The organism is Thermococcus thermotolerans, from assembly GCF_024707485.1.
GTDB lineage: Archaea > Methanobacteriota_B > Thermococci > Thermococcales > Thermococcaceae > Thermococcus > Thermococcus thermotolerans.
This window is the reverse complement of sequence record NZ_CP102602.1, coordinates 1,912,889-1,937,684: the sequence shown is the minus strand read 5'-3', so window position 1 is coordinate 1,937,684 and position 24,796 is coordinate 1,912,889. Positions and strand designations below refer to the sequence as shown.

General features: G+C 55.6%; 25 protein-coding genes, 2 tRNA genes and 1 other RNA gene. 20 read left to right on the top strand and 8 right to left on the bottom strand.

Annotation, left to right across the window (positions count from 1 at the left end; translation table 11 throughout):
• Positions 1-4 precede the first annotated feature (4 nt).
• A complete protein-coding gene (locus tag NUS69_RS10915; protein ID WP_258083748.1) occupies positions 5-508 on the bottom strand; it encodes a 4Fe-4S dicluster domain-containing protein in 504 nt (167 codons plus the stop codon).
• On the bottom strand, positions 501-1,946 hold the full coding sequence (locus tag NUS69_RS10910) for an FAD-dependent oxidoreductase (protein ID WP_258083747.1): 1,446 nt from the start codon (positions 1,944-1,946) through the stop codon (positions 501-503). The genes NUS69_RS10915 and NUS69_RS10910 overlap by 8 nt, the downstream gene beginning before the upstream one ends.
• A gap of 134 nt (positions 1,947-2,080) precedes the next feature.
• Between NUS69_RS10910 and ffs the strand changes: the two genes are divergently transcribed.
• The 11 genes from ffs to NUS69_RS10855 all read left to right on the top strand — a co-directional run bounded on the left by ffs (position 2,081) and on the right by NUS69_RS10855 (position 12,331).
• Positions 2,081-2,394: signal recognition particle sRNA (gene ffs / locus NUS69_RS10905), an RNA gene on the top strand.
• 62 nt (positions 2,395-2,456) lie between these two features.
• The gene (locus NUS69_RS10900) at positions 2,457-3,359 is read left to right on the top strand and encodes a dihydroorotate dehydrogenase (protein ID WP_407704638.1); all 903 of its coding nucleotides are present in this window, start codon (positions 2,457-2,459) and stop codon (positions 3,357-3,359) included.
• Between the two features lie 43 nt (positions 3,360-3,402).
• Positions 3,403-3,639, top strand: coding sequence for an AbrB/MazE/SpoVT family DNA-binding domain-containing protein (locus NUS69_RS10895; protein ID WP_258083746.1), 237 nt, complete (start codon positions 3,403-3,405; stop codon positions 3,637-3,639).
• Entirely contained in the window at positions 3,627-4,037 is a 411-nt protein-coding gene (locus NUS69_RS10890; protein WP_258083745.1) for a PIN domain-containing protein, read from the top strand. Before NUS69_RS10895 ends, NUS69_RS10890 begins: the two co-directional genes overlap by 13 nt.
• A complete protein-coding gene (queC, locus tag NUS69_RS10885; protein WP_258083744.1) occupies positions 4,034-4,753 on the top strand; it encodes a 7-cyano-7-deazaguanine synthase QueC in 720 nt (239 codons plus the stop codon). Before NUS69_RS10890 ends, queC begins: the two co-directional genes overlap by 4 nt.
• A 91-nt stretch (positions 4,754-4,844) precedes the next feature.
• Positions 4,845-4,921 (top strand) — tRNA-Phe (locus NUS69_RS10880).
• 10 nt (positions 4,922-4,931) lie between these two features.
• Positions 4,932-5,009, top strand: a tRNA-Gly gene (locus tag NUS69_RS10875).
• 106 nt (positions 5,010-5,115) lie between these two features.
• Complete coding sequence (locus NUS69_RS10870) at positions 5,116-6,243, top strand: tungsten cofactor oxidoreductase radical SAM maturase (protein ID WP_258083743.1); 1,128 nt, start codon at positions 5,116-5,118, stop codon at positions 6,241-6,243.
• Between the two features lie 189 nt (positions 6,244-6,432).
• Positions 6,433-8,250 carry an aldehyde ferredoxin oxidoreductase family protein gene (locus tag NUS69_RS10865; RefSeq protein WP_258083742.1) on the top strand — a complete coding sequence of 606 codons (1,818 nt, stop codon included), beginning with the start codon at positions 6,433-6,435 and terminating at the stop codon, positions 8,248-8,250.
• 295 nt (positions 8,251-8,545) lie between these two features.
• Entirely contained in the window at positions 8,546-10,519 is a 1,974-nt protein-coding gene (locus NUS69_RS10860; RefSeq protein WP_258083741.1) for a S8 family serine peptidase, read from the top strand.
• A 42-nt stretch (positions 10,520-10,561) separates the two neighbouring features.
• On the top strand, positions 10,562-12,331 hold the full coding sequence (locus NUS69_RS10855; RefSeq protein ID WP_258085118.1) for a prenyltransferase/squalene oxidase repeat-containing protein: 1,770 nt from the start codon (positions 10,562-10,564) through the stop codon (positions 12,329-12,331).
• A gap of 17 nt (positions 12,332-12,348) precedes the next feature.
• Here the strand turns inward: NUS69_RS10855 and bpsA are convergent, their stop codons facing one another.
• Positions 12,349-13,404, bottom strand: coding sequence for a N(4)-bis(aminopropyl)spermidine synthase (gene bpsA, locus NUS69_RS10850; protein ID WP_258083740.1), 1,056 nt, complete (start codon positions 13,402-13,404; stop codon positions 12,349-12,351).
• 109 nt (positions 13,405-13,513) lie between these two features.
• Here bpsA and NUS69_RS10845 point away from each other — a divergent pair, with 109 nt between their 5' ends.
• From NUS69_RS10845 to NUS69_RS10835, 3 genes are all read left to right on the top strand, one after another.
• Positions 13,514-14,254, top strand: a complete 741-nt coding sequence (locus tag NUS69_RS10845; RefSeq protein ID WP_258083739.1) for an ATPase — start codon at positions 13,514-13,516, stop codon at positions 14,252-14,254.
• A 62-nt stretch (positions 14,255-14,316) separates the two neighbouring features.
• Complete coding sequence (locus NUS69_RS10840; protein WP_258085117.1) at positions 14,317-14,847, top strand: metal-sulfur cluster assembly factor; 531 nt, start codon at positions 14,317-14,319, stop codon at positions 14,845-14,847.
• Positions 14,848-14,977: 130 nt separating this feature from the next.
• The gene (locus tag NUS69_RS10835; RefSeq protein WP_088865231.1) at positions 14,978-15,181 is read left to right on the top strand and encodes a ferredoxin; all 204 of its coding nucleotides are present in this window, start codon (positions 14,978-14,980) and stop codon (positions 15,179-15,181) included.
• 68 nt (positions 15,182-15,249) lie between these two features.
• Here NUS69_RS10835 and NUS69_RS10830 read toward each other — a convergent pair whose 3' ends face one another.
• Complete coding sequence (locus tag NUS69_RS10830) at positions 15,250-16,422, bottom strand: nicotinate phosphoribosyltransferase (protein ID WP_258083738.1); 1,173 nt, start codon at positions 16,420-16,422, stop codon at positions 15,250-15,252.
• A 93-nt stretch (positions 16,423-16,515) separates the two neighbouring features.
• Between NUS69_RS10830 and NUS69_RS10825 the strand changes: the two genes are divergently transcribed.
• The 3 genes from NUS69_RS10825 (at position 16,516) to NUS69_RS10815 (ending at position 18,366) form a co-directional block, all read left to right on the top strand.
• Positions 16,516-16,998 carry a flavodoxin family protein gene (locus tag NUS69_RS10825; protein WP_258083737.1) on the top strand — a complete coding sequence of 161 codons (483 nt, stop codon included), beginning with the start codon at positions 16,516-16,518 and terminating at the stop codon, positions 16,996-16,998.
• Entirely contained in the window at positions 16,995-17,546 is a 552-nt protein-coding gene (locus NUS69_RS10820; RefSeq protein WP_258083736.1) for a TetR/AcrR family transcriptional regulator, read from the top strand. Before NUS69_RS10825 ends, NUS69_RS10820 begins: the two co-directional genes overlap by 4 nt.
• A gap of 115 nt (positions 17,547-17,661) precedes the next feature.
• Positions 17,662-18,366, top strand: a complete 705-nt coding sequence (locus NUS69_RS10815) for a hypothetical protein (RefSeq protein WP_258083735.1) — start codon at positions 17,662-17,664, stop codon at positions 18,364-18,366.
• A gap of 1 nt (position 18,367) precedes the next feature.
• Here the strand turns inward: NUS69_RS10815 and NUS69_RS10810 are convergent, their stop codons facing one another.
• On the bottom strand, positions 18,368-19,264 hold the full coding sequence (locus NUS69_RS10810) for an MBL fold metallo-hydrolase (RefSeq protein WP_258083734.1): 897 nt from the start codon (positions 19,262-19,264) through the stop codon (positions 18,368-18,370).
• A 129-nt stretch (positions 19,265-19,393) separates the two neighbouring features.
• Here NUS69_RS10810 and NUS69_RS10805 point away from each other — a divergent pair, with 129 nt between their 5' ends.
• Positions 19,394-19,858, top strand: coding sequence for a hypothetical protein (locus NUS69_RS10805; RefSeq protein WP_258083733.1), 465 nt, complete (start codon positions 19,394-19,396; stop codon positions 19,856-19,858).
• Between the two features lie 40 nt (positions 19,859-19,898).
• Here NUS69_RS10805 and gltA read toward each other — a convergent pair whose 3' ends face one another.
• Positions 19,899-21,344: an NADPH-dependent glutamate synthase gene (gene gltA / locus NUS69_RS10800; RefSeq protein WP_258083732.1), complete on the bottom strand. Its 1,446-nt coding sequence runs from the start codon at positions 21,342-21,344 to the stop codon at positions 19,899-19,901.
• The gene (locus NUS69_RS10795) at positions 21,345-22,193 is read right to left on the bottom strand and encodes a sulfide/dihydroorotate dehydrogenase-like FAD/NAD-binding protein (RefSeq protein ID WP_258083731.1); all 849 of its coding nucleotides are present in this window, start codon (positions 22,191-22,193) and stop codon (positions 21,345-21,347) included.
• A gap of 150 nt (positions 22,194-22,343) precedes the next feature.
• On the opposite strand from NUS69_RS10795, the gene NUS69_RS10790 reads away from it, so the two are divergent.
• Positions 22,344-23,132, top strand: a complete 789-nt coding sequence (locus NUS69_RS10790; RefSeq protein WP_258085116.1) for a 4-phosphopantoate--beta-alanine ligase — start codon at positions 22,344-22,346, stop codon at positions 23,130-23,132.
• On the opposite strand, the gene NUS69_RS10785 is transcribed toward NUS69_RS10790, so the two are convergent.
• Positions 23,129-23,860: a helix-turn-helix domain-containing protein gene (locus NUS69_RS10785; RefSeq protein ID WP_258083730.1), complete on the bottom strand. Its 732-nt coding sequence runs from the start codon at positions 23,858-23,860 to the stop codon at positions 23,129-23,131. The two genes, NUS69_RS10790 and NUS69_RS10785, sit on opposite strands and share 4 nt — an antisense overlap.
• A gap of 103 nt (positions 23,861-23,963) precedes the next feature.
• Between NUS69_RS10785 and dph5 the strand changes: the two genes are divergently transcribed.
• Entirely contained in the window at positions 23,964-24,758 is a 795-nt protein-coding gene (dph5, locus tag NUS69_RS10780; RefSeq protein WP_258085115.1) for a diphthine synthase, read from the top strand.
• The last annotated feature ends 38 nt before the right edge of the window (positions 24,759-24,796 follow it).

Genomic DNA, 24,796 nt, shown 5'->3' with positions numbered 1-24,796 from the left:
CCAATCACCTCTCGACTCTCACAGCCCTGACGTCCCAGGCCAGCTCTATCGGCACCTCGACGATGATTATCGGGGTATCGCCTTTGCTCTTCTCCCTCGGCACGACCGTGAGCACCTTTCCTCTTCCGACCGGCTCGCCGACCCTGTTGAGGAGAACGACCTCCTCGCCCTTCTCGGGAACCGGAAGGAGCTCGTGGGGCATGGTTATCCTTGCCTTGTCGCCCACGTAGTGCACCATGAAGAAGGCCAGGCCGGGGCAGATCTGAACGCAGAGGGAGCATCCGATGCACCTGTCGTAGTCGACTATCGGCAGATCGTTCGGGGTGGGCATGCTTATCGCCCCGGTGGGGCATATCTCCCTGCACGGGGCGCAGGGTATCTCCTGCGGGCACTCCGGAATCGCCACCGGCCTCTTCCTCAGTCTCTCCTCGCTCGGCAGGGGAATGAACTTTTCAAGCTCCTCCGGGGTGATGTAACCGTTTCTGAGATAGGCGGGAATTTCACTCACTGGACACACCCCCAACGAGGGCCTTCTTAATCCCCTCAAGCACGTGCCTGCCGAAGGGCCCGGAGCGGAACTCCAAAAGGTCTTTCTGGGCCTTCTCCATCTCCCTGAGCCAGCTTTCGTCTGCTATGCCGAGCCTCAGGGCGGCGGCGATGCCAGCTATCTTTCCTTCGAGCATTGCAGTTGTGGCTTCCTCTATTCCGGCGGAGTCCCCTGCCACAAATATCCCTCTGACGGTGGTCTCCATCCACTCGTCGCGAACTGCCACGTGCCCGCTGAGCTCGCGGACGTACCTTATCTGACAGCCGGCCTGGTGGAGGAGCTCGATGCTGGGCCTCAGGCCGACGGCAAGGGCTATCACATCGACCTCGAAGACCTTCTCCGTTCCCGGTATAACCCCCCAGTTCTCGTCCAGCCGGGCAACGACTGCCCTCTCGACCTTCTCATTCCCCTCGGCGCGCAGGATGGTGTGCCTCGTGAGTATCGGAACCCCGAGCCTTCTGACCTTGGCGGCATGGACGAAGTAGCCGCCGACCTTTGGCATGGCCTCGACTATCGCCTTCACCTCGACGCCGGCCTGGATGAGCTGGTAGGCAAGAATAAGCCCCACGTTCCCGGCCCCAACGATTAGAACCTTGTCGCCTGGCTTGACGCCGTAGGTGTTCATGAGCGTCTGGATTGCCCCAGCGCCGTAGATCCCCGGTAAATCGTTGTTCTCGAAGGGAATCATCTTCTCCATCGCGCCGGTGGCGACTATTACAGCCCTACCCCGGAACTCTATCAGCTCGCGGTTGTTCCTGACGGCCAGGACGAGCTTCTCGTCGCCCTCCTGGAATATTCCCACCGCCGAAGTTCCGAGGAAGACCTCGACGTTCTCCCTTTTTCTGACTTCATCCTCCAGAATCCTGGCTATCTCCACGCCCCTGACTCCCGCGAACTGTTCCCGCTTGCCGAAGAACTTGTGGGTCTGCTTGACTAGCTGGCCGCCGAGCATCGGGTTCTCATCTAAAAGAACGACGCTTGCCCCGGCATCGGCCGTGTGAATCGCCGCCATCAGGCCTGCCGGCCCGCCGCCGATTATCACGATGTCCGCCCTTACTACCTTTGCCTCCTTGAACTCCGGGGGCTTAGCCTCCCTCGGCAGTTTGGCCTTCCCGTGCTGGGGCTCGATCCTCATTCCGTCCTCGACGAGGGTTATGCAAGTTCTGACATTGGGGATTCCGTTCACGACCATCAGACAGGAGGAGCACTTGCCTATCGCACAGAAGAGACCCCTGGGGCGCTTTTCGTTGGCTGAATAGTTGAGAACCCTGATTCCAGCGGCGTGTAAGGCCGTTGCAATGGTCTCCCCCTCGTACGCCCTGATTGGCTGGCCTTTGAAATATATAGTAACCTCCCTGCCGCGCTCAAAACGCAGAACAGGATGCTCAGTTAAGCGCACGATGTATCACCCATGCACCTATTCGTTCATGAATTTATGAAAATTTTTCAATCCAATGGTGGGCAACCTTTGGTTATTGGAGGCATTGCAACCTACCAAAGCTTTATATATCTGCCCAAGGATAAGTTAGCTGGCGGCGGGCTAGGCCGGGGGGTTCGGCGTCCCCTGCAACCGGAAACCGTCGATATGCCGGGGCCGAAGCCCGGGGGGCGGTTCCCAAAGCCGTCCCCGGAAGCCGGGGCACAACGGTGATCCCTCGTCCCACGGGGCCGGCGGTGGGCGGGGTCCGGCTGGAGGGCCGGACTAACTCCCTTTGCCCGCCGAACCCCGCCAGGCCCGGAAGGGAGCAGCGGTAGGCGGGACGTTCGGCGCTCGTGGGGTAGCGGGGGTGAGCGAGCCCCGGTGGAAGGGAACGGTGGAGGGTTCCCACCCCCGGGCGCGCCCGCCGCCGCTAGAATTTCGGCAAAAACCTTAATAGTAGACGGCTTCTTTTGCCTTTGAGGTGTCAAAATGGTGAGTCTTGAGGTTAAGCTCTTCGGGATAAGGTTTGAGAACCCGCTCATTCTTGCATCTGGAGTAAACGACAAGGTTCCAGAACAGTGGATTAGGGCGCACGAGGAGGGCGCCGGCGGGGTCGTTACCAAGTCCATCGGAATCGAACCGAGAGATGGATACGACAATCCGACCATCGTAGAGCTTCCTTACGGGCTGATAAACGCGATGGGCCTTCCCAACCCAGGCTGGAAGGGGTTCCTGGAGATGGTGGAAGGATACACCTTTGACTTCCCCCTGATAGTCTCGATTTTCGGAGGAACGCCGGAGGAGTTCGCCTTTCTCACCGAAAAACTGAGCGATGTGGCGGATGCTTTCGAGCTGAACCTCAGCTGTCCCCATGCGAAGGGCTACGGTATGGAGATAGGCCAGAGGCCGGAGATGGTCTACGAGGTAGTGAAGGCCGTTAAGGACGCTACCGACAGGCCGGTAATCGCGAAGCTGACGCCCAACACAGACGATATCACGAAGCTTGGCCTGGCCGCTGAAAAGGCGGGAGCTGACGCCGTCTCGGCAATAAACACGCTGAAAGCCATCGCCATAGACGTCTACGCGAGGAGGCCGATACTGAGCAACAGGGTCGGCGGCTACTCGGGCCCGGGTGTTAAACCCGTTGCATTGAGGGCGGTCTACGACCTCGCGAGAACGCTTGAAATCCCCGTTATCGGAATAGGCGGCATAACCACATGGCAGGACGCGGTCGAGTTTCTCCTTGCCGGGGCTTCCGCCATGCAAATTGGAACGGCAGTCTCTCTCCGCGGGTGGGGAGTGTTCCAGGAGATAAACGAGGGCATCAGGGCATACCTCGAAAGCGAGGGCCTTTCGAGCGTGAAGGATATAGTTGGCTTGGCGCTGGAGTAAGGCATTTATAGTAGAAAAGCCTACTATACTATGGTGAACTACTATGCCAATAACAAAGGTCACCCGCAACTACCAGATAACGATCCCGGCAGAGGTTAGGAAAGCCCTCGGGATAAGGGAGGGCGAATACCTCACCGTCGAGCTGAGGGGGAACGAGGTGGTAATAAGAAAGGCCGAGATGGACTGGCCGAGCATTGATTTGGGCAGGGATTTCACGCCGGAAGAGATAGAGAACAATGCCAGAAAAGCCCTCATGGAGGCATTGAAATGGGAGGAGTAGCAGTAGTGGACACGAACGTGCTCCTCTATTCGGTTAACAGAAGCTCGGAGAGATACAAAGAGGCGAGAAGCATTATAAATTCCCTTGACAGAATCGTTTTGCCGACGATTGCAGTGTACGAGTTCGTGTGGAACCTTGCCGTTGCGGGAGTTTCTCCAAAAGAGGCCGAAAGAACGCTCTCAAAAATCCTCCTGAACGAGAGGGTTGCCCTTTCAGACGACAGGAAATACTTACTTTCGGCCTTTGGGCTCTTCGGAAACCTCGGTCTCAAGCACTACAACGACTCCGTGATCCTCGCGATAGCTAAGGAAATCGGAACTCTCGCAAGCTATGACAAAAAGCTTAGAAACCGTGCCGAGAAACTTGGGATTAAGCTACTCCCGGAGGTGTTGGAATGAAGCGCGCGGTGGTGTTGTTCTCCGGCGGACTTGACAGTACAGCCTGCCTCTACTGGGCGAAGAAGAACTACGACGATGTGATAATGCTCACCGTAAACTACGGAAGCAACGAGGAGAAGGTCACGAACAAAGTTGCAGAGTTCTTCTCGAAGGAGCTGGACGTTCCGCTGAAGATCCTAAGGCTCGACTTCCTTGAGGAGTTCTCAAAGCTCCGCGGGACGACCCTCGTTGGAGGCGAGACGCCAAGGGTTACCGGAGAAGAGCTTGAGGACATGAACGTTGCACAGGAAACGGCGAAAAGTGTATGGGTTCCCGCCAGAAACGTGGCCCTAATAGCGGTCGCGGCTTCGCTCCTCGATGCCCTCGGAGGCGGGGACATAATAGTCGGCTTCAACGCGGAGGAAGGAGCAACGTTCCCGGATAATACACCCGAGTTTGTGGAGAGGATGAACGGGATGCTGAAATACGGAACGATGGCAGAGGTCAAAGTGGTCGCTCCACTCATAGACCTCGACAAGAGGGGCATAGCGAAGCTCTTGAAGGAGCTTGGCGCCAAATACGAGTACTCCAACTCCTGCTACATGCCGAAGGGCTTTACGGAGGATGGCAAGCCAATACACTGCGGTGAGTGCGAGAGCTGCGTCAGGAGGCACCGTGGGCTTATGGAGGCTCTCGGCGAGGACAGGACGGTCTACGCGGTCGAACCAAAGATATAGCACCCCCTCACAGATTCCCTTTCCCGGGTGGGTCTGCTTTCGGCCCACCGCAAGATTTATAAATTCGCCCTCTACCCTATCCATTGGGTGTGGGGCGGTAGCTCAGCCTGGGAGAGCGCCGGACTGAAGATCCGGGTGTCGGGGGTTCAAATCCCCCTCGCCCCACCACTTCTCGCGTGCGGTGGTAGTCTAGCCTGGTCTAGGACACCGGCCTTCCAAGCCGGTGACCCGGGTTCAAATCCCGGCCACCGCACCACAACCCGCTTCTTGAACTCCTACCGGATGTCCTACTCCAGCTGCCCATATCTGTCCACTAAACGTTATAAAGGCTGTCGTTTTACTTCGTCTTTAGGTGGTTTACGTTGGAGAAAGACGCTCACAAGTTCGAGCTTAACGGCGCTTTCGTTCTGATTCCCAAAAAGCCTGATCTGAGATATCTCTACATTGAAATAACCAACCGATGCAATCTCCGCTGTGAGATGTGCTTCAAGCAGTACTGGGAAGACCCTGAGGGCGATATGGACTGGGAGCTCTTCCTGAAGATCCTCGACGATGCGGAGGAGCTTCCGAACCTGGAGATGATATACTTCGGGGGAATCGGGGAGCCGACGGTTCACCCGAGGTTCATGGACATGGTGAGGGAAGTCAAGAGGCGCGGTTTTGCCCTCGGAATAAGCACCAACGGATTCCTTTTGACGGATGAGAGGATAAGAGAGCTTGTGGAGCTTGGCGTCGATCTCATGTACTTCTCGGTCGATTCGGTTCCAACCCAGCCGGTCGATATCGGCCACATAAAGCCGGACTACACAGGGTCGAGGATCAGGAAAATACAAGAAGTAAAGAAGGAGCTCGGCAGGGACGTGCCCCACATAGGCGTGGAAGTCGTTGTCACGAAGGAAAACTACAACGAGCTGGTTGATGTCGCACACTACGTTGGTTCACTCGGCGCTGACACGCTTCTCATCTCAAATCTCCTGCCAATAACCAAAGAGCACGCCGAAATGATAGTCTACGACGGTTCCGTGGATATGACTCCGATCGTGAACAAACTCCAGTCGATATACCACGGATACCTCCACAGGATAGCGGAGTTCTCCCTGAGAACGGAGAGGCACTGCGAGTTCATAGAGAAGAAAGTTGCGGTGATCAGATGGGACGGGGAAGTTGCACCCTGCTACCGCTTCCTCCACACGTACCCCGAGATAGTCTTCGGCAGGGAAAAGAAGGTTTACGCTTACTCCTTCGGCAACGTTCGAGAAAAAAGCCTGGCGGAGATATGGATCAGCAGGGACTACAGCTGGTTCCGGTTTACGGTCCAGAACGCACTGTATCCAAGCTGCACTGACTGTCCGCTGAACGAATCATGTTCCTTCGTACAGGACACCGAATCCGACTGCTGGGGCAACAGGCCAAGCTGTGCGGACTGCCTCTGGGCGAGGCGCATAGTGCTCTGCCCGATACCGGAGAAGGGCATGAAAGGATTTTGGTGAATTTAAATTCATATTTTTTGTAATGTTTTTTACATCGACCGCGAACTTTTAAGTTCGAAAATGACCGCATCTACGTTTGTTAAACTAATGTGCTTATCATAACATCAATGTTTCGTTTTTTTGCTTTCGTCAAATTTATTAGCATCAATGTACAAAAATGATTCCGAGAACTACTGGAGGCATCGAAACATGTTCGCGTATTGGGGGAGGATTTTAAGAGTTAACCTTAGCACAGGCAAGATAAGCGAAGAGAAGTTCGATGAGGACTTCGCCAAGAAGTGGCTGGGAACCAGGGGATTCGGTATCTATTATCTCCTGAAGGAGATGGACGCAACCGTTGACCCCTTCAGCCCGGAGAACAAGCTGATATTCGCCACCGGCCCACTGACCGGAACAACCGCCCCTACCGGCGGCAGATACATGGTGATCACCAAGAGCCCGCTGACGGGCTATATAGCGATGGCCAACTCGGGCGGTTTCTTCGGTGCAGAGCTGAAGTTCGCAGGCTGGGACGCCATAGTGGTTGAGGGCAAAGCGGACCACCCGGTTTATCTCTACATCAACGACGACCAGGTCGAGATAAGGGACGCGAGCCACATATGGGGCAAGGTCGTTAGCGAGACCGAGAAGACCCTCAAGGAAGAGGTCGGGGACAGCAAGGTTCACATAGCCTCCATCGGCCCGGCGGGAGAGAACCTTTCAAGGATAGCTGCGGTCATGAACGACGAGCACCGCGCCGCTGGAAGGGGCGGCGTTGGAGCGGTCATGGGGAGCAAGAAGCTCAAAGCCATAGTTGTTAGAGGCCACAAGCGCGTTGAAGTCGCCGACAGGGCAAAGTTCACCTCCGTTGTTAAGGAGAAGATTGAAAAGCTCAAGAACGACCCCGTCGCGGGAGGCGGACTCCCCAAGTTCGGTACGGCCGTTCTCGTCAACATAATCAACCAGAACGGTCTGTATCCAACCAGGAACTTCCAGGACAGCCAGTTTGAGTACGCGGAGGAGCAGAGCGGTGAGGCGATGGCGTCCAAGTACCTGATAAGGAACAAGCCGTGCTACGCCTGTCCGATTGGCTGTGGAAGGGTAAACAAGCTCCCGACCCTTGGAGTCACCGAAGGACCGGAGTACGAGAGCACGTGGGCTCTCGGTGCCCACCTCGGCATAAACGATCTGGCCAGCATCATAGAGGCCAACCACCTCGCGGACGAGTACGGATTCGACACCATAAGCCTCGGTGGAACTTTGGCTACTGCCATGGAGCTCTACGAGAAGGGCCTGCTGAAGCAGGAAGACCTCGGCGAAGATGCTCCCCCGTTCAGATGGGGCAACACTGAGGTTCTCCACTACTACATCGAGAAGATGGCCTACAGGAAGGGCTTTGGAGACGTTCTCGCCGAAGGTGGCTACCGCCTGGCCGAGAGGTACAACGGCGTCGAATACTTTATGGGCGTCAAGAAGCAGGAGCTCCCAGCCTACGACCCGCGTGGAGCTGAAGGTCACGGCCTCGGTTACGCCACCAACAACCGTGGCGGCTGTCACATCAAGCAGTACATGATAAGCCCAGAGATACTCGGCTACCCGTACAAGATGGATCCGCACGACATAGGCGATGAAAAGGTCAAGATGGTCATACTCTTCCAGGACCTCACGGCACTCATTGACGCAGCAGGACTCTGTGTCTTCACGACCTTCGGTCTCGGCGCAGACGACTACCGCGACATGCTGAACGCGGCCCTCGGATGGGACCTCTCGACCGAGGAGTACCTCAAGATAGGCGAGCGCATCTGGAACGCCGAGAGGCTCTTCAGCCTCCGCGCCGGACTCGACCCGCTCAAGGAGGACACCCTGCCCAAGAGACTCCTGGAAGAGCCGGTCAGGCAGGGGCCCAACAAGGGACACGTCGTCAGGCTTGCCGAGATGCTCCCGCGCTACTACCGCTTCCGCGGCTGGACCGAGGACGGAAGGATTCCGGAGGAGAAGCTCAAGGAGCTCGGAATGGAGGACTTCTGAAGACCTCCCCCGTTTTCCTTTATTGTCCCATTTCGTTCTGAAACTCCGCGTGCATCCAGTGTCGTAATGCTGTAGGATATGCTCTTTTGTTGCAGTTTTTTCGGTCTGCAACTTACGATTTGTTGTGTTCACTATTTACGAATGACTCCAAAAAAATCCCCTACCCGGTAGCATATGCAATAATACGTTTTAAAATCGAAAGGTTTATATTGCCAATGCACAAGATGGTGCTTCGATGACGGGCATAGTGCCCCGATGCTGAAATAAACCAGTCCATGAATCGAGGTGTCTAAAAATGAAGGGATGGAAGGCTGTTGTGCTGGCCCTTTTCCTGATAGGCCTTGTGGCAGGAATGGCAGCTGCTGCACCAACGAAGCCCGTCGTTAGGAACACGGGCATCCAGCAGAAGAACTACGGGCTCATGACCCCCGGACTGTTCAAAAAGGTTCAGGGGATGAACTGGAACCAGGAGATCAGCACGGTTATAATGTTCGGCAGTCCCCAGGACAGGGACAGGGCCATGAGGATACTGAAAACCATGGGAGCACAGGTTAAGTACTCCTACAAGATAATCCCCGCAGTTGCGGTCAAGATGAAGGTCAGGGATCTGCTCCTCATCGCCGGCATGATCGACACCGGCTTCTTCGGCAACACCAAGGTCTCCGGAATAAAGTTCATCCAGGAGGACTACAAGGTTCAGGTTTCCGATGCTACTTCCGTTGCCCAGATAGGGGCTGACACCGTCTGGAACTCCCTCGGCTACGATGGTAGCGGTATCGTTGTTGCGATTATCGACACGGGTATAGACGCCAGCCACCCGGACCTCCAGGGTAAGGTCATTGGATGGTACGATGTCGTCAACGGCAAGACCACCCCCTACGATGACAACGGACACGGAACCCACGTTGCCGGCATAGTTGCCGGCACCGGCGCGGTCAACTCGCAGTACATCGGCGTCGCTCCCGGGGCTAAGCTCGTAGGCGTTAAGGTTCTCGCCGCTGACGGCTCAGGAAGCATCTCAGACATAATCGCGGGTGTTGACTGGGTCGTCCAGAACAAGGACAAGTACGGAATAAAGGTCATCAACCTCTCCCTCGGCTCAAGCCAGAGCTCCGATGGAACAGACTCCCTCAGCCAGGCGGTGAACAACGCCTGGGCCGCCGGCCTCGTCGTTTGCGTCGCCGCGGGCAACAGCGGGCCCAACACCTACACCGTCGGCTCTCCGGCCGCCGCTGACAAGGTCATAACGGTCGGAGCGGTGGACAGCACCGACACCATAGCCAGCTTCTCCAGCAGGGGACCGACCGCCGACGGAAGGCTCAAGCCGGAAGTCGTTGCCCCGGGTGTTGACATCATCGCCCCGAGGGCCAGCGGAACCAGCATGGGCACCCCGATAGACAACTACTACACCAAGGCCTCAGGAACCAGCATGGCGACCCCGCACGTTGCCGGTGTTGCCGCACTCATACTCCAGGCCCACCCGACCTGGACTCCGGACAAGATAAAGACCGCCCTCATCGAGACGGCCGACATAGTCGCCCCGACCGAGATAGCGGACATCGCCTACGGTGCCGGTAGGGTCAACGTCTACAAGGCCATAAACTACGACAACTACGCCAAGCTCGTCTTCACCGGTTCAGTTGCAGACAAGGGAAGCGCCACCCACTCCTTCGACATCAGCGGTGCCACCTTTGTCACCGCAACCCTCTACTGGGACAACAGCGCCAGCGACATAGACCTCTACCTCTACGACCCGAACGGAAACCAGGTCGACTACTCCTACACCCAGTACTACGGCTTCGAAAAGGTCGGCTACTACAACCCGGCCGCGGGGACCTGGACGGTTAAGGTCGTCAGCTACAGCGGTGCGGCAAACTACCAGGTTGACGTCGTCAGCGACGGCACGCTCAGCCAGTCCACCGGAACCACCCCAGCCCCGAGCCCGACCCCAACGCCGACCACCGACAGCCAGACCTTCACCGGTTCCGTCCACGACTTCTGGGACACCAGCGACAGCTTCACCATGACCGTCAACAGCGGCGCCACCAAGATAACCGGTGACCTGACCTTCGACACCAGCCTCCACGACCTCGACCTCTACCTCTACGACCCCAACGGGAACCTCGTTGACCGCTCCGAGAGCTACAACAGCTATGAGCACGTCGAGTACCTCAACCCGGCACCGGGAACCTGGAAGTTCCTCGTTTACGCCTACAGCACCTCTGGCTGGGCCAGCTACCAGCTCGACGTCGTTGTCTACTACGGCTGAAGGTTTTTAACATCCTTTTCTTTTCTCTTTGAGGTGGTTGAAATGAGGCGGATTCTTGGGGCAGCCATCATCCTGATGATCATCGGATTATCCCTCCCGATGGGGAGCGCTAAAATCGAGCCTTACGTTTACAAACCAACCGTTCCCGAAACCGCATTTGCGGTTCTTGCCCTTTACCAAACCGGGGACTATGGTAGGGTTCTCGAAGGATGCGAATGGCTCCTCACCATGAGGACGCCCTTCGATTCATGGGGGATAACCTACGGAGAGGAGCACATGGCAAAGTACACTGCGATGGCCATGCTCGCCCTTATGCGCGGTGAAAACATCGCCCGCGGGCGTTACCGCGATGTCCTGAACAGCGCCGCCTACTGGCTGATATACAAGCAGAACCCCGACGGATCGTGGGAGGACTACACCGGGACGGCGCTCGCTTTAATCGCCCTCAGGGAATTTCTGAACGGATACATCAACGAAAACCTCACCGGGTTCGAAAAGCAGGTGGAAGAGGCCATAAACCGGGCCGAAGGCTGGCTGATGGGGGCCGAACCGAAGACTGATACAGAGCGGATATTCGGGTATCTGGCCCTCGGGAGGAAAGAGGAGCTCGAAAGGATGAATGTCAAAGGCGACCTGAAAGCCTACCGCGCATTTGCCCTGGCATACCTCGGAGAAAAGGTTGAGCTCCGCGACGATTTTGAGTCCACAGTGGCCATAGCTATGGCACTCTATGCGACGGGAGATGAGAAATACAGGCAAGAACTGCTCGAAAAGGAACACTTCGGGTTCTGGGGCGTTCTCCACTACCGAGTCCTCGACCTGCTGAGCGCTTCCAAGGTGGGGGGCTTTGAAGACCTCAGGAACATCGCGTGTCCGTATCTCGGGAAGATAACCCCCGGTGACGACTGGGAGAAAGTAATCCTGGCCGACTACTATCTGCTCTGCAACATGACCCCCGAATTACCCTCCAGCTATTCGGGACTGTTCCCGTGGCAAATTGCCGAAATTGCCCGGATAAAAGCCATCCTCGGCCAAAACTACTCGAACGAGGTGGAGTACCTTCTAAACACTGCCAAAAACGGTGTCTGGAAGGACTTCTACAACACCGAGTACGTGGTATGGGTGCTCAAGGGGCTGAACGTCAGCCACGACTACGATGCCTCCCTCGGCTATCTCTCCAGCAACCTCACATGGATGCTCAAAACGAAGGACCCAAAAACAGGGAACCCCGTTTACTACAACGTCCCCACCTACTACTTTGCCTACGCGGTCATAGTTTTCAGCGAGTTCTGCATGGAGAAGGAGCTCAACGAAACCCTGAACCTGTTCGCGGAGAGGCAGTATCCCAACGGCGCCTTCCCGTACACCCAGGGTTCAGTGGCCGGACTGACATCGACGGCAAAGGTTCTCTGGGCACTCCAGGGGGCAGGACTCACGAACACCGTCACATACACCCGGGGCGTTTCGTTCCTCAGGGAGATACTCTACGCGGATATACCCGCGCCTGGGACGGAAGACGGAACCGTTAGGCTGACCAACGCCACCTTCCTGCTCGTGAAGGACGGTTCTTACATCGGCAACGCAACAGAGAAGGCAACTATTACCGGCTTGGACGGCTACGTGGTGGTATACCCGTCGCAAAACCCACTGGTGATAGAGGCCCACGCCGTGAAAGGATTCAGGACAGGGGAAGAGGTAGAAGGGAACGAGAGAACCGCGTACCTGTACATCGGCGCTGGTGCCGCCCTGATAGTCATGGCAGTGCTCATCGCAAGAAGAAAAGAACGCGGAGAAAAGGGGAGGAAGAGATAAGATAGTCTTTTAATTTTTCATGTCGTTGAAGCCTCTTCGTCATTGTAGAGTTCGTCTCCAAGCTCTATTCTTTCCTCGAAGCCCTTCGAGCCTTCAAGGGTCTGTATCCTGAACATGTAGCTCTTGTACCAGTTGTAGGTCGGCTTGACCTTGACCGGGAGGAGCTTCCAGGCTCTGGTTTCTTCCTCGTAGCCCCAGTTCACGTACTCGTTGAAGTTCCTGATGATGTCTGTGATGACGACTCCGAACTCGTTGATGAGGACCTTCTGGATCTCCTTCCACTTGTCGAGCGAGCTTTCTCTCCTAGTTATGCCGAAGTAGCCGGCGCAACCTGGACCCTTCAAGGTCGCTATTCCCCTTCCGACGAACGCCCTTATGGCGTCAACCGTCTCGGGCGGGTCCGTGATGAAGGTGTCGAACTTGTGGAGCGCGTAGTCGGGGAGGGGCTCCCTCAAATCGAAGGTGAACATCTCGATGTCCGAGTAGCCGAGCTCGTCGGCGGTCTTCTCGATGAACTTGACGAGGCGCTCGTCTATGTCGAGGACGGCTATCCTCTTGGGAAGGCCGCTGAGCATGAGGGCTATGCTCGTGAGGTCGTCGTCACCGAGGACGAAGACTTCCTTGTTCTCAAGGTCTCCGCGGGTGTGCATCAGGGCTATCCTGGCGACGGTGGTCTCGGGGGTAACGTAGGCCTGGTCGAAGTCGTGCTTTGGCTGTGGGCGGTCTTTGACTATCTCCTTGAACTGCTCAAGGAGGTCGCTGAAAGCTGAAAGCTCGACCGTCTTGCCCTCGCAGTGGGAGCAGGTGTAGTCCTTTCTGGCGCCTATTCCATACTTCTCCACCAGCTTCCTGCCGCTCTGAGTGAGAACGACGCTCGGGCCGTCGAAGGCAATGTAACCCATCTCGTGGAGCGTCCTAATGACGGCAACGACGAGCGGAAGCGGCTCCTCGCTGAGGTCAACTATCCTCCAGACATCGCCACTTGCCTGGATAGCACTCAGAACGTTCTCGACGGTTCTCTCGTAAACGGGGATGCTCGTCTTCTCCCTGACCCTCTCCACTATCTCCCTCATCGCAAGCACCTCCAGAAGCATTTTTTGTTCGCGGACGGGGTTAAGGTGGGCCTCTTTTAAGGTTTTCCCAGCGGCAAGTTTAATAAACCGTTCCCCGATTGGGTCTCCGATGATAAACCCAGTTGGAGATGACTTTGTCAAAAGGTACCGGCTTGAATACAACCTGGACGCCCTTGAGGGGGTTAGAGGAGAAATCGGCGAAGAGGCCTATTCCCGCCTGAAAGCCCTGGCAGAGTACCGCCTCCACGGGAAGGAGTTTGACCGCTCGCCTATCGACGTCAAGATAGCCCTCGCTTTTTCCGCCGGTTCGGACAGCACGGCGTCCCTCAAAATACTCCGCTGGGCCGGCTTCGACGTTGTCCCGGTTATGGCAAAGCTCCCGCAGATGAGGGAGCCGGTTCTCCTCAACGCCATGACGCAAGGTGCAGTCTTCGTTGAGGTTCCGGGATACATGGACGAGATGAAGGAGCAGATAAGGAAGAGGGCACCTGTCTGCGGCCGCTGTCACGCGATGGTCATGGACGCCATCGAGGAGTACGCCAGGGAGAACGGGATAAAGATAGTGGCGAGCGGAGACCTGCTGAGCTCGGGCCTGATATCCATATACAGCAAAGGAGACGTAGTGGTTCTGAACCTTCCGGCCTTTCTGGCCCTCGACAAGGGCGAGGCGATAGCGACCCTTGGACGGAAATACGCCCTCGGCTTCGGATGCACGCTCTGGAAGTCGGCCGCGAAGAACTCTCCCGTGCTCAAGAGGCTCGGCATCCAGAGGGTCCTGAGGGAGCTCCGGGCCAGGGCACTTACCCCCGAGATGGCGGAGAGGCTGATATTCGACATCCTATCCCAATAGTTACCCATTTCTGACCCAAAAGGTTTAAATGTGTCTCTCTGAACTTCACCCAGGTGGTGAATATGGTCACAAAAGAGGAAGTTGAAAATATCATCAAGGGAATAGTTGATGAGGATTTCGTAAAATCCATAGAGGTTGATGAAAAGGGCAACGTGACTGTCACCCTCGCGAAGGACACCCCGAACATTGACGATGTGCTCATAAAGCTCAACACGGAACTGGGGAAGATCGAGGGGGTTGGCACCATAACGATAAACCGCGAGAGGGAGAAGAAGACAGAAGAAAACGTCGAGCTGAACAAGGATGTGATACTGGAAAAGCTCAAAGAGGTCATAGACCCCGAGATAGGCGTGGACATCGTTAACCTGGGCCTTATATACCAGCTGGACATAAGGCCGGACAACACCGTCTACGTCAAGATGACGATGACCACTCCGGGCTGTCCGCTCACCATGTGGATCCTCCGGGCTGTAGAGGACAAGATACTGGAGATACCCGGCGTCAAGGACGCCGAAATTGAACTCACCTTCGACCCGCCCTGGAGCCCGGAGATGATAAGCGAGGAGTACAAAAAGAGGTTGGGGCTTTTCTGACCCACCCTGCCAATTTTTGTTCATCGAAGAGCCGTTTTCTCCCTTTTTCTACGGATCTTCGCCTTCAGCAGTCCATTTTTCGACGAAAAGTTTATATTCCCCGGAGTTCATCTAAATCCGGTGATGCTCCATGGCGTGGAAGGTTAGGGTTGACCAGGACGTTTGTATCGGAGATGCCATCTGTGCCAGCCTCTGCCCGGACGTCTTTGAGATGAACGACGAGGGCAAGAGCGTTCCTATCGTCGAGGTTATCGAGGACGAGAACCTCTACAACTGCGCTGTTGAGGCCGCCGAGGCCTGTCCGGTCAGCTGTATCTACATCGAGGAGGCCTGAAGCCTCTTCTTTTTCTAATTCCTTAAGTTGGCCCTATGATTTATTCTCGAAAGAATATAGAAAAGATATCACTCCAGGCCCAGTCCGAACTTCTCGGCCTGCTCAAGCACGTACTCCCTTATCTCCCTGGCCTTCGGCAGCTCTGCCACTATCTCCCCGTTCTCGATGAGCGGCTTGATGAGCGGCTCAACCTCTGCACCGCAGACCGGGCAACGTTCGAGCTTCTTCTCAGCTGGAACGCGGTGGTAGTGGCCCTTCTCACAGCGGTATATCTGTTTCCTCCCGCTGAGCTTCCCCCTCTTCGTTACCGGCTTCCCCCCGATCTCCACTATGTCAAGGGAAAAGTCAACCGGCTTTGCGCTCGCTATCGAGCCTCCAACACCGAAGGCATCCACTATATCGACTATCTCCCTTATGCTCTCCTCGTTTAGGCCTCCGCTCACGAAGATTTTGACGTGCCCGTAGCCCCTCAGGTCGAGCTCCCAGCGGACCTCCTCGATTATCCTCCTGAAGTTGCCCCTTCTGGAGCTCGGGGTGTCGAGCCTTACCGCGGTGAGCCTCTCGCCGAGGGCCTCGGCCGCCATCAAGGCCTCGAACTTCTCGTCACAGAGCGTATCGACCAAAGCCGTTCTTGGAACCTCAGGCTCAACGACCTCGTCGAAGTACCTCCAGGCCTTAACCTGGTCGCCAACCACCAGGATAAGCGCGTGGGGCATCGTGCCGACGGGATTCTCCCCCATCATCTCCGCCCCCAAAACTCCGGAAACACCGTCACAGCCACCTATGAATGCCGAGCGGTCTATCATAGGCGCTATGGCAGGATGCATGTGCCTTATGCCGAAGGAGTAGACGGGCTTGAAGTTCGCGGCTATCTTCGTCCTGAGCGCGGCGGTGGCTATACCGCTTGCCTGGCTGAGCATTCCCAGTAAAGCCGTCTCGTAGATTCCAAACTCCTCGTAAAAGCCTTCAATCTGGAGAACGGGCTCGTAGGGGTGGAATATAGTCCCCTCCGGCATCGCGTAGACGTTCACGGGGAGCCCCTCAAGGAGCTTTGCGACCTCTTCGATTCCCGCCAGAACCCCCCACTTCCAGCCCTTCGGGAGAGAAGTCGTCGTCACGTCGGCAAAAACCTTCCTGTGGATGCCCTTCTCAACGAGTATCTTCCTCGTCCTGATGAAGTAGACATCGGTCGTCTTTCCGGCTTTGATATCGTCCTCGTGGGCGATGTAGAAGTCTCTCATTTCTCCTCACCTGATAGGGAGTTCTCGCCATCCGATTTAAGGCTTTCCGGGGAAAGGGTTATAAGGTTAAAAACCGACCGGTCGGTAGGTGGAATGATGAAGGTCTGCATCGTCTATGAGTCCAGAAGGGGCTCCACGGAGAAAGTGGCGAGGGCGATGCTTGAAGCCGTCGGCGAGAGGGCAGAAGTTAGAACCGTTAGAGCCTCTGAAAACCCAAATATTGAAGACTGCGACCTCATAATCGTCGGAGCACCCATATACTACGAGCGCCCCCTTCCAGAAGTCAAAGAGTTCCTGCTGTCAAGGAACGGCCTGGAGGGGAAGACGGTAGCCGTTTTCATACTCTGCATAGCAGACAGGTTTGGAAAACTAGGAAAAAAGTACACCGAACGGCGGTATCTGAGAATGATGACCGAGCACATCAGGGGCAGGATAATAGCCATCAAGGTTTTCGATGGCTGGATACTGGGTGAAAACGAAGAGACGATAGAAGAAGCTAAGGACTGGATAAAACGAGTTCTCGATGCATTTGAATCAGGAAAGGAGCTTGGAATAGAGCATCCGGAGGGTGAATGATGGGAAAACTAGAGACCAAAAAAAGAATAATAAATGCCGCCTTTGAGCTGTTCAGTGAGAAGTCCTACCGCGACGTCTCTATGGAGGAGATAGCAAGAAAGGCCGGGATTTCAAAGGGAGGGCTTTTCCACCACTTTCCGAGCAAGTATGAGCTCGCAAGGGTGGTTCTGTTTACGCTTCTCGATGAATGGCTGGAGAACCTCACAGAGAGGCTGGATGAGCTTTCGGGCAGGGAGAAGCTCAAAACCCTCGTGGATGCAGCTTTCGAACTGATAATGACCAGTCCGAAGCTGTCGCGCTTCTTTCTGGAGCTGTACGAAGAGAGCCTGAGACTGAACAGAACCACCGACTGGGATGAGTTCTACGAGAGGTACATAGGCTCGGTTTCCAGCGTGCTCAGGGAAGCCGGGGTGGAGGAACCGGAAAAGAAGGCACTTCTTCTAGGGGCATTGATTGATGGCCTCGCGCTGCATCACCTTCTCTCGGACGGCAAACTGTTCAACGTCGAGGACATGAAGAGGGAAGTTTTGAGAATTATGGGGGGATGAGCATGATGCCACGTGAACGGGGCGGTGATTCCAGTGGATGACGGGTTCCTATCGACGTAACCAGTTAGAGCGTTGTACCAGTACATTATTAACGCAGGTTTCCGAGTTTTATCCGGTGGAGCCGATGCGTAAGGATTTTGATGTCGGCGAGATAATCCCCGGCGGGGTTCTTCTGGTCTCTTACGGCCAGTACAGCCTCGGATGGAAAATTGGTGTGGAGTACCTCAAGAGGGAAGTGGAGAGGGAAGCATTTGGCATCGTCCTTAACACAACCGTTCCAGTCAGAAAGCTCTTCGAAAGGGCTAAGTCGGCAGGGTTCGACATGGTTAAGGCGGGGAGACAGGGAGAACTAGCAGTGATTGACCTTTTCAAAGAAGGAACGGATTTTGACTTCGTTTATCCAATCGAAACTGCAGACAGAACCCTCGTGATACCCATGGTCGAAAAGGCAATGGAAGAGATACGGAAAGAATATAGCCTGAAGGAAAGGACTGTAGTGGGAACAATAGCGACCCTTGATGGACTCTATGAGCTGTTCGGAGAAAAGTTCCTGAGGAGCATGATGCTCCAGTATATGATTAGGTCGGAAAGGCGCTTGAAGGAAGGTTATTCCCACTGGACTATACTCATCGTCAACAGGGACACGATACCCAGCGAGCTTCACTCCTGGATAGTCAGCGTCAGCGACTACGTTATCCTTACGGAGGGCATAATGGACAGAACGAGCCTGATAGAGAACACGGTTCTTTTAAAGAGCCTAGCCCCGGGATTCTCCCAGAGGATGTTCCAGACGATTGTGCCGGCTGAGAGGCTGGAGTAGTTTAGAGTTCAAAGGGAAGCTCTACCTCCTCACCCCTTTCCTTCCTGTGAAGCTCCTCCCTATAGGCCTCCAGCGGTCTGTCCTTCACCCTTAGATAACCTGCGAACGTTTTGGGGCTTTTCTCCAGCTCACCGAAGAACTCCGGATAGCGTTTGTCCCTGATGATGTGGTGGTCAAGTACTATCTCGGCACCAGTTTCGCGGATTATCTCGTTGAGGTTTTTAATCCCTTCCTCCCAGCTGCCCTCGGCACGCTTTCCGAGGTAGGTCGGCGGCCCCCCGGTTATGAGCAAATCTGGAACCTTCTCGATTATCCACTCAACGGCTTTTCTGTTGAGGAGCTGGATGTCGCTGGCGTGGATTAAGCGGAAGCCGTCGTCGATGAGCGTCATCACGACGAAGCCGAGCTTCGAGCCCTCACTTCCGTGCGGCACTGCAGGGGAGAACTCCAGCGTAACGCCGCCGAGGTCGAAGCTTCTGCCGTCTGCGAACTCTATTTTCTCCGCTATCGGCTCGGCGTTCTTCATGAAGGCCCAGGCGCGCTTCCTCTGGCTGAAGTTGATGTTCTCCCTTGGGTGCTTTATTAGGAGGAGCTTTCCCTCGTATATCTCCCTCGCGTACTCCTCACTGGAGCTCTCGTAGAGACCTTCGAAGAAGGGCGTATGGTGGTCGTAGTGGTAGTGGGAAATCGTAACGACATCGGCCCTTTTCGCGTAGCCCTGGAGCTTGCGGCGCATTCTGTGGAGCGTCTCTATCTCAATCTTCGCGGGAGGAAGACCGTACCGCTTTGGCCCGAGGGCGACGCCTGGGTCTATGAGGATTTTCTTTCCACCAGCTTCAACGAAGACTGCCAGGCTCCTCACGCCGAGGCTCTCGGAGGCGAGTGGAATGATTCTCATATCCCCCACCACATGGAATTTTCAGGCCAAACCTTAATAAGCCCTGCCCGTTAGTGGAAGTTGACCGATGAAGAATGTCATCCCTCCTGATGCCAAGATGATGACATTATCCCCACCTGAGGTGGTTCCATGCTCGGATTCTTCAGGAGAAAGAAGAAGGAAACCTACGGGCCGCTCGTGTACCTGAGCGAGCCCACGATACTCTACCACACCCACACGGAAAGGGCCATCCTCCAGCTCCTGGAGGAAAAGCTCGGCTCGAACAACTTTGTAATACCCTCAGACTACGGCCTCAGAACCACCGACCACCTGATTCCCGAGGCGGAGATATTCGTGGCGATAGCAATAGTCGGCAAGTTCACCTCCCTCGTCGTCAGGGAGATCGAGATAGCCAGAAAGCACGGAAAGAAAATATACACCCTCGACGTGGCCAGAAAGGACGACGAGATTCTTTACATATTTGAGGAGGGAGTCCCGGAGCACATCGAGTGGCTCACTCCAGAGGAAACCCAGGAGCTCTACGCGGCCTTCCGCGGCGAGGACTTCTCGGGCTTCATGAAGTTCTTCTTCGGCGACAGAAAGAGGCAGTGGTAGACATTAGAAATAGAAAGACAGAAAACAGGCAAGCCAGTCATTAGGCGTTCGCCTTCTTCCGCCTGATATAGGCATCTATCGCCTTTGCGGCCCTCTTTCCATCGCCCATAGCTAAAATAACGGTTGCCTCGCCCCTTATCGCGTCGCCACCGGCGAAGACTCCGGGGATGCTCGTCATAAGGTTCTCATCCACCACGAGCGTCCCATCGGGGTTCGTCTTGAGGCCGGTGGCTTCTTCGCTTATTATCCTGTTGGGCTCAAGGCCGATCGCTATGATGACGGTGTCGGCTTCGAGAGTGACGTACTCACCGGTGCCGACTATCTTGCGCTTTCCTTTCCTATCGCGCTCCTCAAGCGGGCGCATCTTCTCGAACTTAACGGCCTTAACCCTGCCCTCCTCGTCGCCGATGAACTCCACGGGGTTGAGGAAGAACTCGAACTTGACTCCCTCCTCCTCGGCGTGATGGATTTCCTCAATCCTGGCCGTCATGTCCTCCCTTCCCCTGCGGTATGCTATTGTTACCTCCGTTCCGAGCCTCAATGCGGAGCGGGCCGCGTCCATGGCGGTGTTTCCGGCCCCAATCACGATGGTCTTCTCTCCGACAGCTATCGGCTCGTCGTACTCCGGGAACAGGTAGGCCTTCATGAGGTTAATCCTTGTCAGGAACTCATTGGCGGTGTATATCCTGTCAAGGAGTATGCCCGGTATGTTGAGCAGCTTGGGCGTTCCCGCACCGGTTCCTATGAATACAGCGTCGTACTCCCCAAGGAGCTCCTCAAGGGTGACGGTCTTTCCGACGATGTGGTCAAGCTTTATCTCGACACCGAGTTCGCGAAGCTTGGCTATCTCCTTGTCCAGTATCTCCTTTGGAAGCCTGAACTCGGGGATCCCGTAGATGAGAACTCCCCCTGGCCTGTGGAGTGCCTCAAAAACGGTAACCTCATAGCCCATCTTTGCAAGCTCTCCCGCACAGGTCAGACCAGCGGGCCCGCTTCCCACCACGGCGACCCTGCCTTTCGTTCCATCCCCGTTGGCCATGAACTCCCTGAGGAGCTCCTCCTCTATCCCGTGCTTCCTTGCGTAGTCGGCAACGAACCTCTCAAGCTTGCCTATGTTTATGGGGTCTCCGACCTTGCCCATGACGCACGGGGCCTCACACTGCTCCTCCTGTGGACAGACGCGGCCGGTAACGGCCGGCAACGTGTTGTCGTTCCATATTACACGCAGGGCGTTCTTGACGGCCTCGTCCGGGTTATCGGGGTTCTCACGGAGCGCCTTCAGAAAGCCAGGGATGTTGATGTGGACGGGACAGCCCTTTATGCACGGCGCATATTCCGGCGGACACTGTATGCAACGCTCCGCCTCCTTCAGGGCGGAGGCGAAGTCATAGCCCAGGTTGACCTCGACGAAGCTCTTAACACGCTCCTCCACGGGGACTTCGGGCGTTGGAATCCTTTCCTTGATGAGCTTTGGTTTGACTGCCATTCAAACCACCCCCCTGGCTCTAAGCTCCGCCATGTACCTCTCCCTTGCAATCTTCTCCTGTTCGGCGAAGCGTGCGTTCCTCTTTATCGCGTCATCCCAGTCTATTTTGTGGGCGTCCATCATCGGCCCGTCCCTGCAGGCGAACTTTATCTCCCCACCGTAGAGAACCCTGCACGAGCCACACATCCCGGTTCCGTCCACCATTATCTGTCTGACCGTTACGATGGTCGGGATTCCATAGGGCCTTGTGAGCTCGGCGAGCTTCTTAAGGGAGCCCAGCTTTCCGCCGCCGAAGACGATATCAACCTTATCCTTCTCTATAAGCTCCCTCAGAACGTCCAGGTAGTGTCCCTTTATCCCAACACTCCCGTCCTCCGTGGTAAGGTAATGCTCGTCGGCAACGGGCTTCGCCAGGTACCTCTCGGGGTAAACGTTGGCCTCGTTCTCGAAGGTCTGGATGGCTATGGTGTAGTTGCCGGCCTCCTTCATCGCCTTGAGTGTGGCGTAGCTCTCGGCCTGGGCACAGACAGCGTCCGACACGAAAACAACGTTTCCGTAGTGCTTCACCTCTATGGGCTTTCCAAGGGGGCCCGTAACGCTGAGGAGCTCGTCCCCAACCTCAAACTCGTACCAGAGCTTGAGTGTCGTCTTCCCGTGCCGCCTTATGAACATGCCTATTCTCCCGTCTTTGGCATAGTAAACAGACATAGGGACCCTCTCACCTTTTTCATCGGGAATCAGAACCACGAACTGCCCCACCTTCCATGAGCGGGCGATATGGGGCGCCTCGACCTCCATGAAGAAGTCGATGGCGCTCAGGTTTTCCTTTTTCGTTATGACGTACCCCATGATGCACCACCTTGATCACGTGCTCAAAGTTGTCCACGCTTAGTTTAGAACGTTTGGATTTTATATGCGTTTTTAAAACCAAAGGTTCAGAACTACCGAACCATAGGAAAGGCTTTTACCCGGGGGCACCAACTACCGGTGGTGGCCAAGATGGTGGAGATCCCAAGGAGTCATCCCAGGTACTGGAGCCTGTACTACCGGGAAAAGATCATCGAGGGAATGGAGAAGGGCATGACGGCCAAAGCGGGTCTCATAGCGCACGGCCGGGGCGAGGCCTTCGACTACCTTATCGGCGAAAGAACCATAGAACCAGCAGAGAGGGCAATGAAGGCCGCAGTGGCCAAACTGCTCCTCGCGGAGCACCCTGTCATCTCAGTCAACGGCAACGTCGCGGCACTCGTTCCAAAGGAAACGATAGAGCTGGCAAAAGCGCTGAACGCCAAGCTTGAAATAAACCTCTTCTATCGCACGGAGGAGCGCGTTAAGGCGATAGCGGAGGAGCTGAGAAAGTACGACCCGGAGATAGAACTCCTCGGGATAAACCCCACGAAGCGCATTCCGGGCCTGGAGCACGAGAGGGGAAAGGTCGATGAAAAGGGAATATGGAAGGCAGATGTTGTCGTTGTTCCGCTGGAGGATGGCGACAGGACGGAGGCCCTCGTCAGGATGGGCAAGTTTGTGATCACAGTTGACCTCAACCCGCTTTCAAGGAGTGCCAGAATGGCCGACATAACCATCGTCGACAATATAGTCCGCGCGTATCCCAGAATGACGGAGCTGGCGAGGGAGATGAAGGACTACAGCAGGGAGGAGCTTCTTCGGATAATAGAAGAGTACGACAACGGAGAAGTGCTTAATGACGTGCTCCTCCACATACGAGATAGACTAACCAGGCTAGCCCATGGAGGAGTATGGAGGAAGGAAAAGCTGGAGACTTAGAGCTCTCTCTCAGTTTTTTCGACGAGCCTTCTGAGGCCGGTTATAAGCTCGGCCTCGCTGGATGCATGAGAAACCACCAGGGGCACCCTCTCGCGCTCGGCCAGCTTGACCGCGAGCTCGTCGAGTTTTTTAACGCCGTGAAGGACGACAACTGCCGGCTTGAGCCCCTGAACGCGAACCGCTATCATTGGGCTCCTCCCAGTTGTCACCTTGGTGAAGATGAGGGCCCTCTCAGTCGTCCAGCCGTAGAGCTTGAGAAACTCCTCGCTGCTCATCTCAAGGATCGCCTTTATGCTGTCAACGACGGTATAGCCGTAGATGCGCCTGTCAAGGAGGTGCATGTTGGCTACCACGTCCCCCTTTACGGCGCCCACCAGATCTTTAATCGTGAGGGGCAGGGCGAACTCCCTTATGTCAAGGATGGCGCTCGTCGGAAGCTCGCTCCCGATGGTCTTGCTGAACGCCTTTATGACGTTTCCACCACGACGCTCATCTATTTCAAGCAGGGCCTCAACAAACTTCCTTATAGTTGACGCTCCCGGGCTCTTTCTTCTGCCGCCCTCATAGTCGCTTATGACGGAAGAAGAGACACCGAGGTATTCCGCCAGCTCAGTCTGGCTGATTCCGAATATCTCGCGCCATTTACGCATGGTCTTGCCGGGGTCGGAGGAGAGGGTTATTTCCCCCGCTATTCTCTTGGCTAGGGCTTCTTTCTCCTTTTCAAGCATGTTGGTAAAGTGTTCGTCAATCGTTATAAGCTTTTCGGCAATTGCCTAACATCACCGCCCTCAAGCTTAAAAACTCCCCGCCCTACGCTCCCCGGTGAGGCTCATGGCGATATACTTCATAGGACTTGGTCTTTACGATGAGAAGGACATCACGCTCAAAGGCCTTGAGGTGGCCAGAAAGTGCGACCTCGTCTTTGCCGAGTTCTATACGTCATTGCTGGCCGGAACAACACTGGACAGAGTTGAGGAGCTCATTGGAAAGCCCATCAGAAGACTCAGCAGGGAGGAAGTCGAACTTTACTTCGAGCGCATCGTCCTGAGCGAAGCCAGAGATAAGGATGTGGCCTTTCTGACCGCAGGTGACCCGATGGTGGCGACGACGCACTCCGACCTCAGGATACGGGCCAAGGAGCTCGGAATCGAGAGCTACGTCATCCACGCCCCAAGCATCTACTCGGCGATAGCGATAACCGGACTGCAGATATACAAGTTTGGCAAGAGCGCAACCGTCGCCTATCCGGAGAAGAACTGGTTCCCCACGAGCCACTACGATGTGATAAAGGAGAACATGGAGAGAAACCTCCACACAATGCTCTTCCTCGACATAAAGGCCGAGCAGAACCGCTACATGACGGCAAACGAGGCGATGGAGATACTCCTCCAGGTGGAAGATATGAAGAAGGAAAACGTCTTCACCCCGGACACGCTGGTAGTGGTTCTTGCGAGGGCGGGCTCGCTGAACCCGACGCTTAAAGCCGGCTACGTTCGGGACATGATCAGTGAGGACTTCGGGAGACAGCCCCACGTTATGGTCGTTCCGGGCAGGCTCCACGTAGTCGAGGCGGAGTATCTGGTGGCCTTCGCAGGGGCTCCTAAAGAGATACTCGACGAAACTTAGCGAAAGCTTTATATTTTCCCCTCCGCCCACTAATTCCG

Coding starts and splice junctions, on each gene's coding strand:
- NUS69_RS10840 (WP_258085117.1), top strand. CDS start 14,317: ATGGTCACAAAAGAGGAAGTTGAAAATATCATCAAGGGAATAGTTGAT.
- dph5 (WP_258085115.1), top strand. CDS start 23,964: ATGGCGATATACTTCATAGGACTTGGTCTTTACGATGAGAAGGACATC.
- NUS69_RS10820 (WP_258083736.1), top strand. CDS start 16,995: ATGATGGGAAAACTAGAGACCAAAAAAAGAATAATAAATGCCGCCTTT.
- NUS69_RS10865 (WP_258083742.1), top strand. CDS start 6,433: ATGTTCGCGTATTGGGGGAGGATTTTAAGAGTTAACCTTAGCACAGGC.
- NUS69_RS10835 (WP_088865231.1), top strand. CDS start 14,978: ATGGCGTGGAAGGTTAGGGTTGACCAGGACGTTTGTATCGGAGATGCC.
- NUS69_RS10895 (WP_258083746.1), top strand. CDS start 3,403: ATGCCAATAACAAAGGTCACCCGCAACTACCAGATAACGATCCCGGCA.
- bpsA (WP_258083740.1), bottom strand. CDS start 13,404: ATGAGGGAGATAGTGGAGAGGGTCAGGGAGAAGACGAGCATCCCCGTT.
- NUS69_RS10855 (WP_258085118.1), top strand. CDS start 10,562: ATGAGGCGGATTCTTGGGGCAGCCATCATCCTGATGATCATCGGATTA.
- NUS69_RS10900 (WP_407704638.1), top strand. CDS start 2,457: ATGGTGAGTCTTGAGGTTAAGCTCTTCGGGATAAGGTTTGAGAACCCG.
- NUS69_RS10805 (WP_258083733.1), top strand. CDS start 19,394: ATGCTCGGATTCTTCAGGAGAAAGAAGAAGGAAACCTACGGGCCGCTC.
- NUS69_RS10785 (WP_258083730.1), bottom strand. CDS start 23,860: ATGCTTGAAAAGGAGAAAGAAGCCCTAGCCAAGAGAATAGCGGGGGAA.
- NUS69_RS10810 (WP_258083734.1), bottom strand. CDS start 19,264: ATGAGAATCATTCCACTCGCCTCCGAGAGCCTCGGCGTGAGGAGCCTG.
- NUS69_RS10790 (WP_258085116.1), top strand. CDS start 22,344: ATGGTGGAGATCCCAAGGAGTCATCCCAGGTACTGGAGCCTGTACTAC.
- NUS69_RS10845 (WP_258083739.1), top strand. CDS start 13,514: ATGATAAACCCAGTTGGAGATGACTTTGTCAAAAGGTACCGGCTTGAA.
- NUS69_RS10825 (WP_258083737.1), top strand. CDS start 16,516: ATGATGAAGGTCTGCATCGTCTATGAGTCCAGAAGGGGCTCCACGGAG.
- NUS69_RS10860 (WP_258083741.1), top strand. CDS start 8,546: ATGAAGGGATGGAAGGCTGTTGTGCTGGCCCTTTTCCTGATAGGCCTT.
- gltA (WP_258083732.1), bottom strand. CDS start 21,344: ATGGCAGTCAAACCAAAGCTCATCAAGGAAAGGATTCCAACGCCCGAA.
- NUS69_RS10890 (WP_258083745.1), top strand. CDS start 3,627: ATGGGAGGAGTAGCAGTAGTGGACACGAACGTGCTCCTCTATTCGGTT.
- NUS69_RS10795 (WP_258083731.1), bottom strand. CDS start 22,193: ATGGGGTACGTCATAACGAAAAAGGAAAACCTGAGCGCCATCGACTTC.
- queC (WP_258083744.1), top strand. CDS start 4,034: ATGAAGCGCGCGGTGGTGTTGTTCTCCGGCGGACTTGACAGTACAGCC.
- NUS69_RS10830 (WP_258083738.1), bottom strand. CDS start 16,422: ATGAGAGACTTCTACATCGCCCACGAGGACGATATCAAAGCCGGAAAG.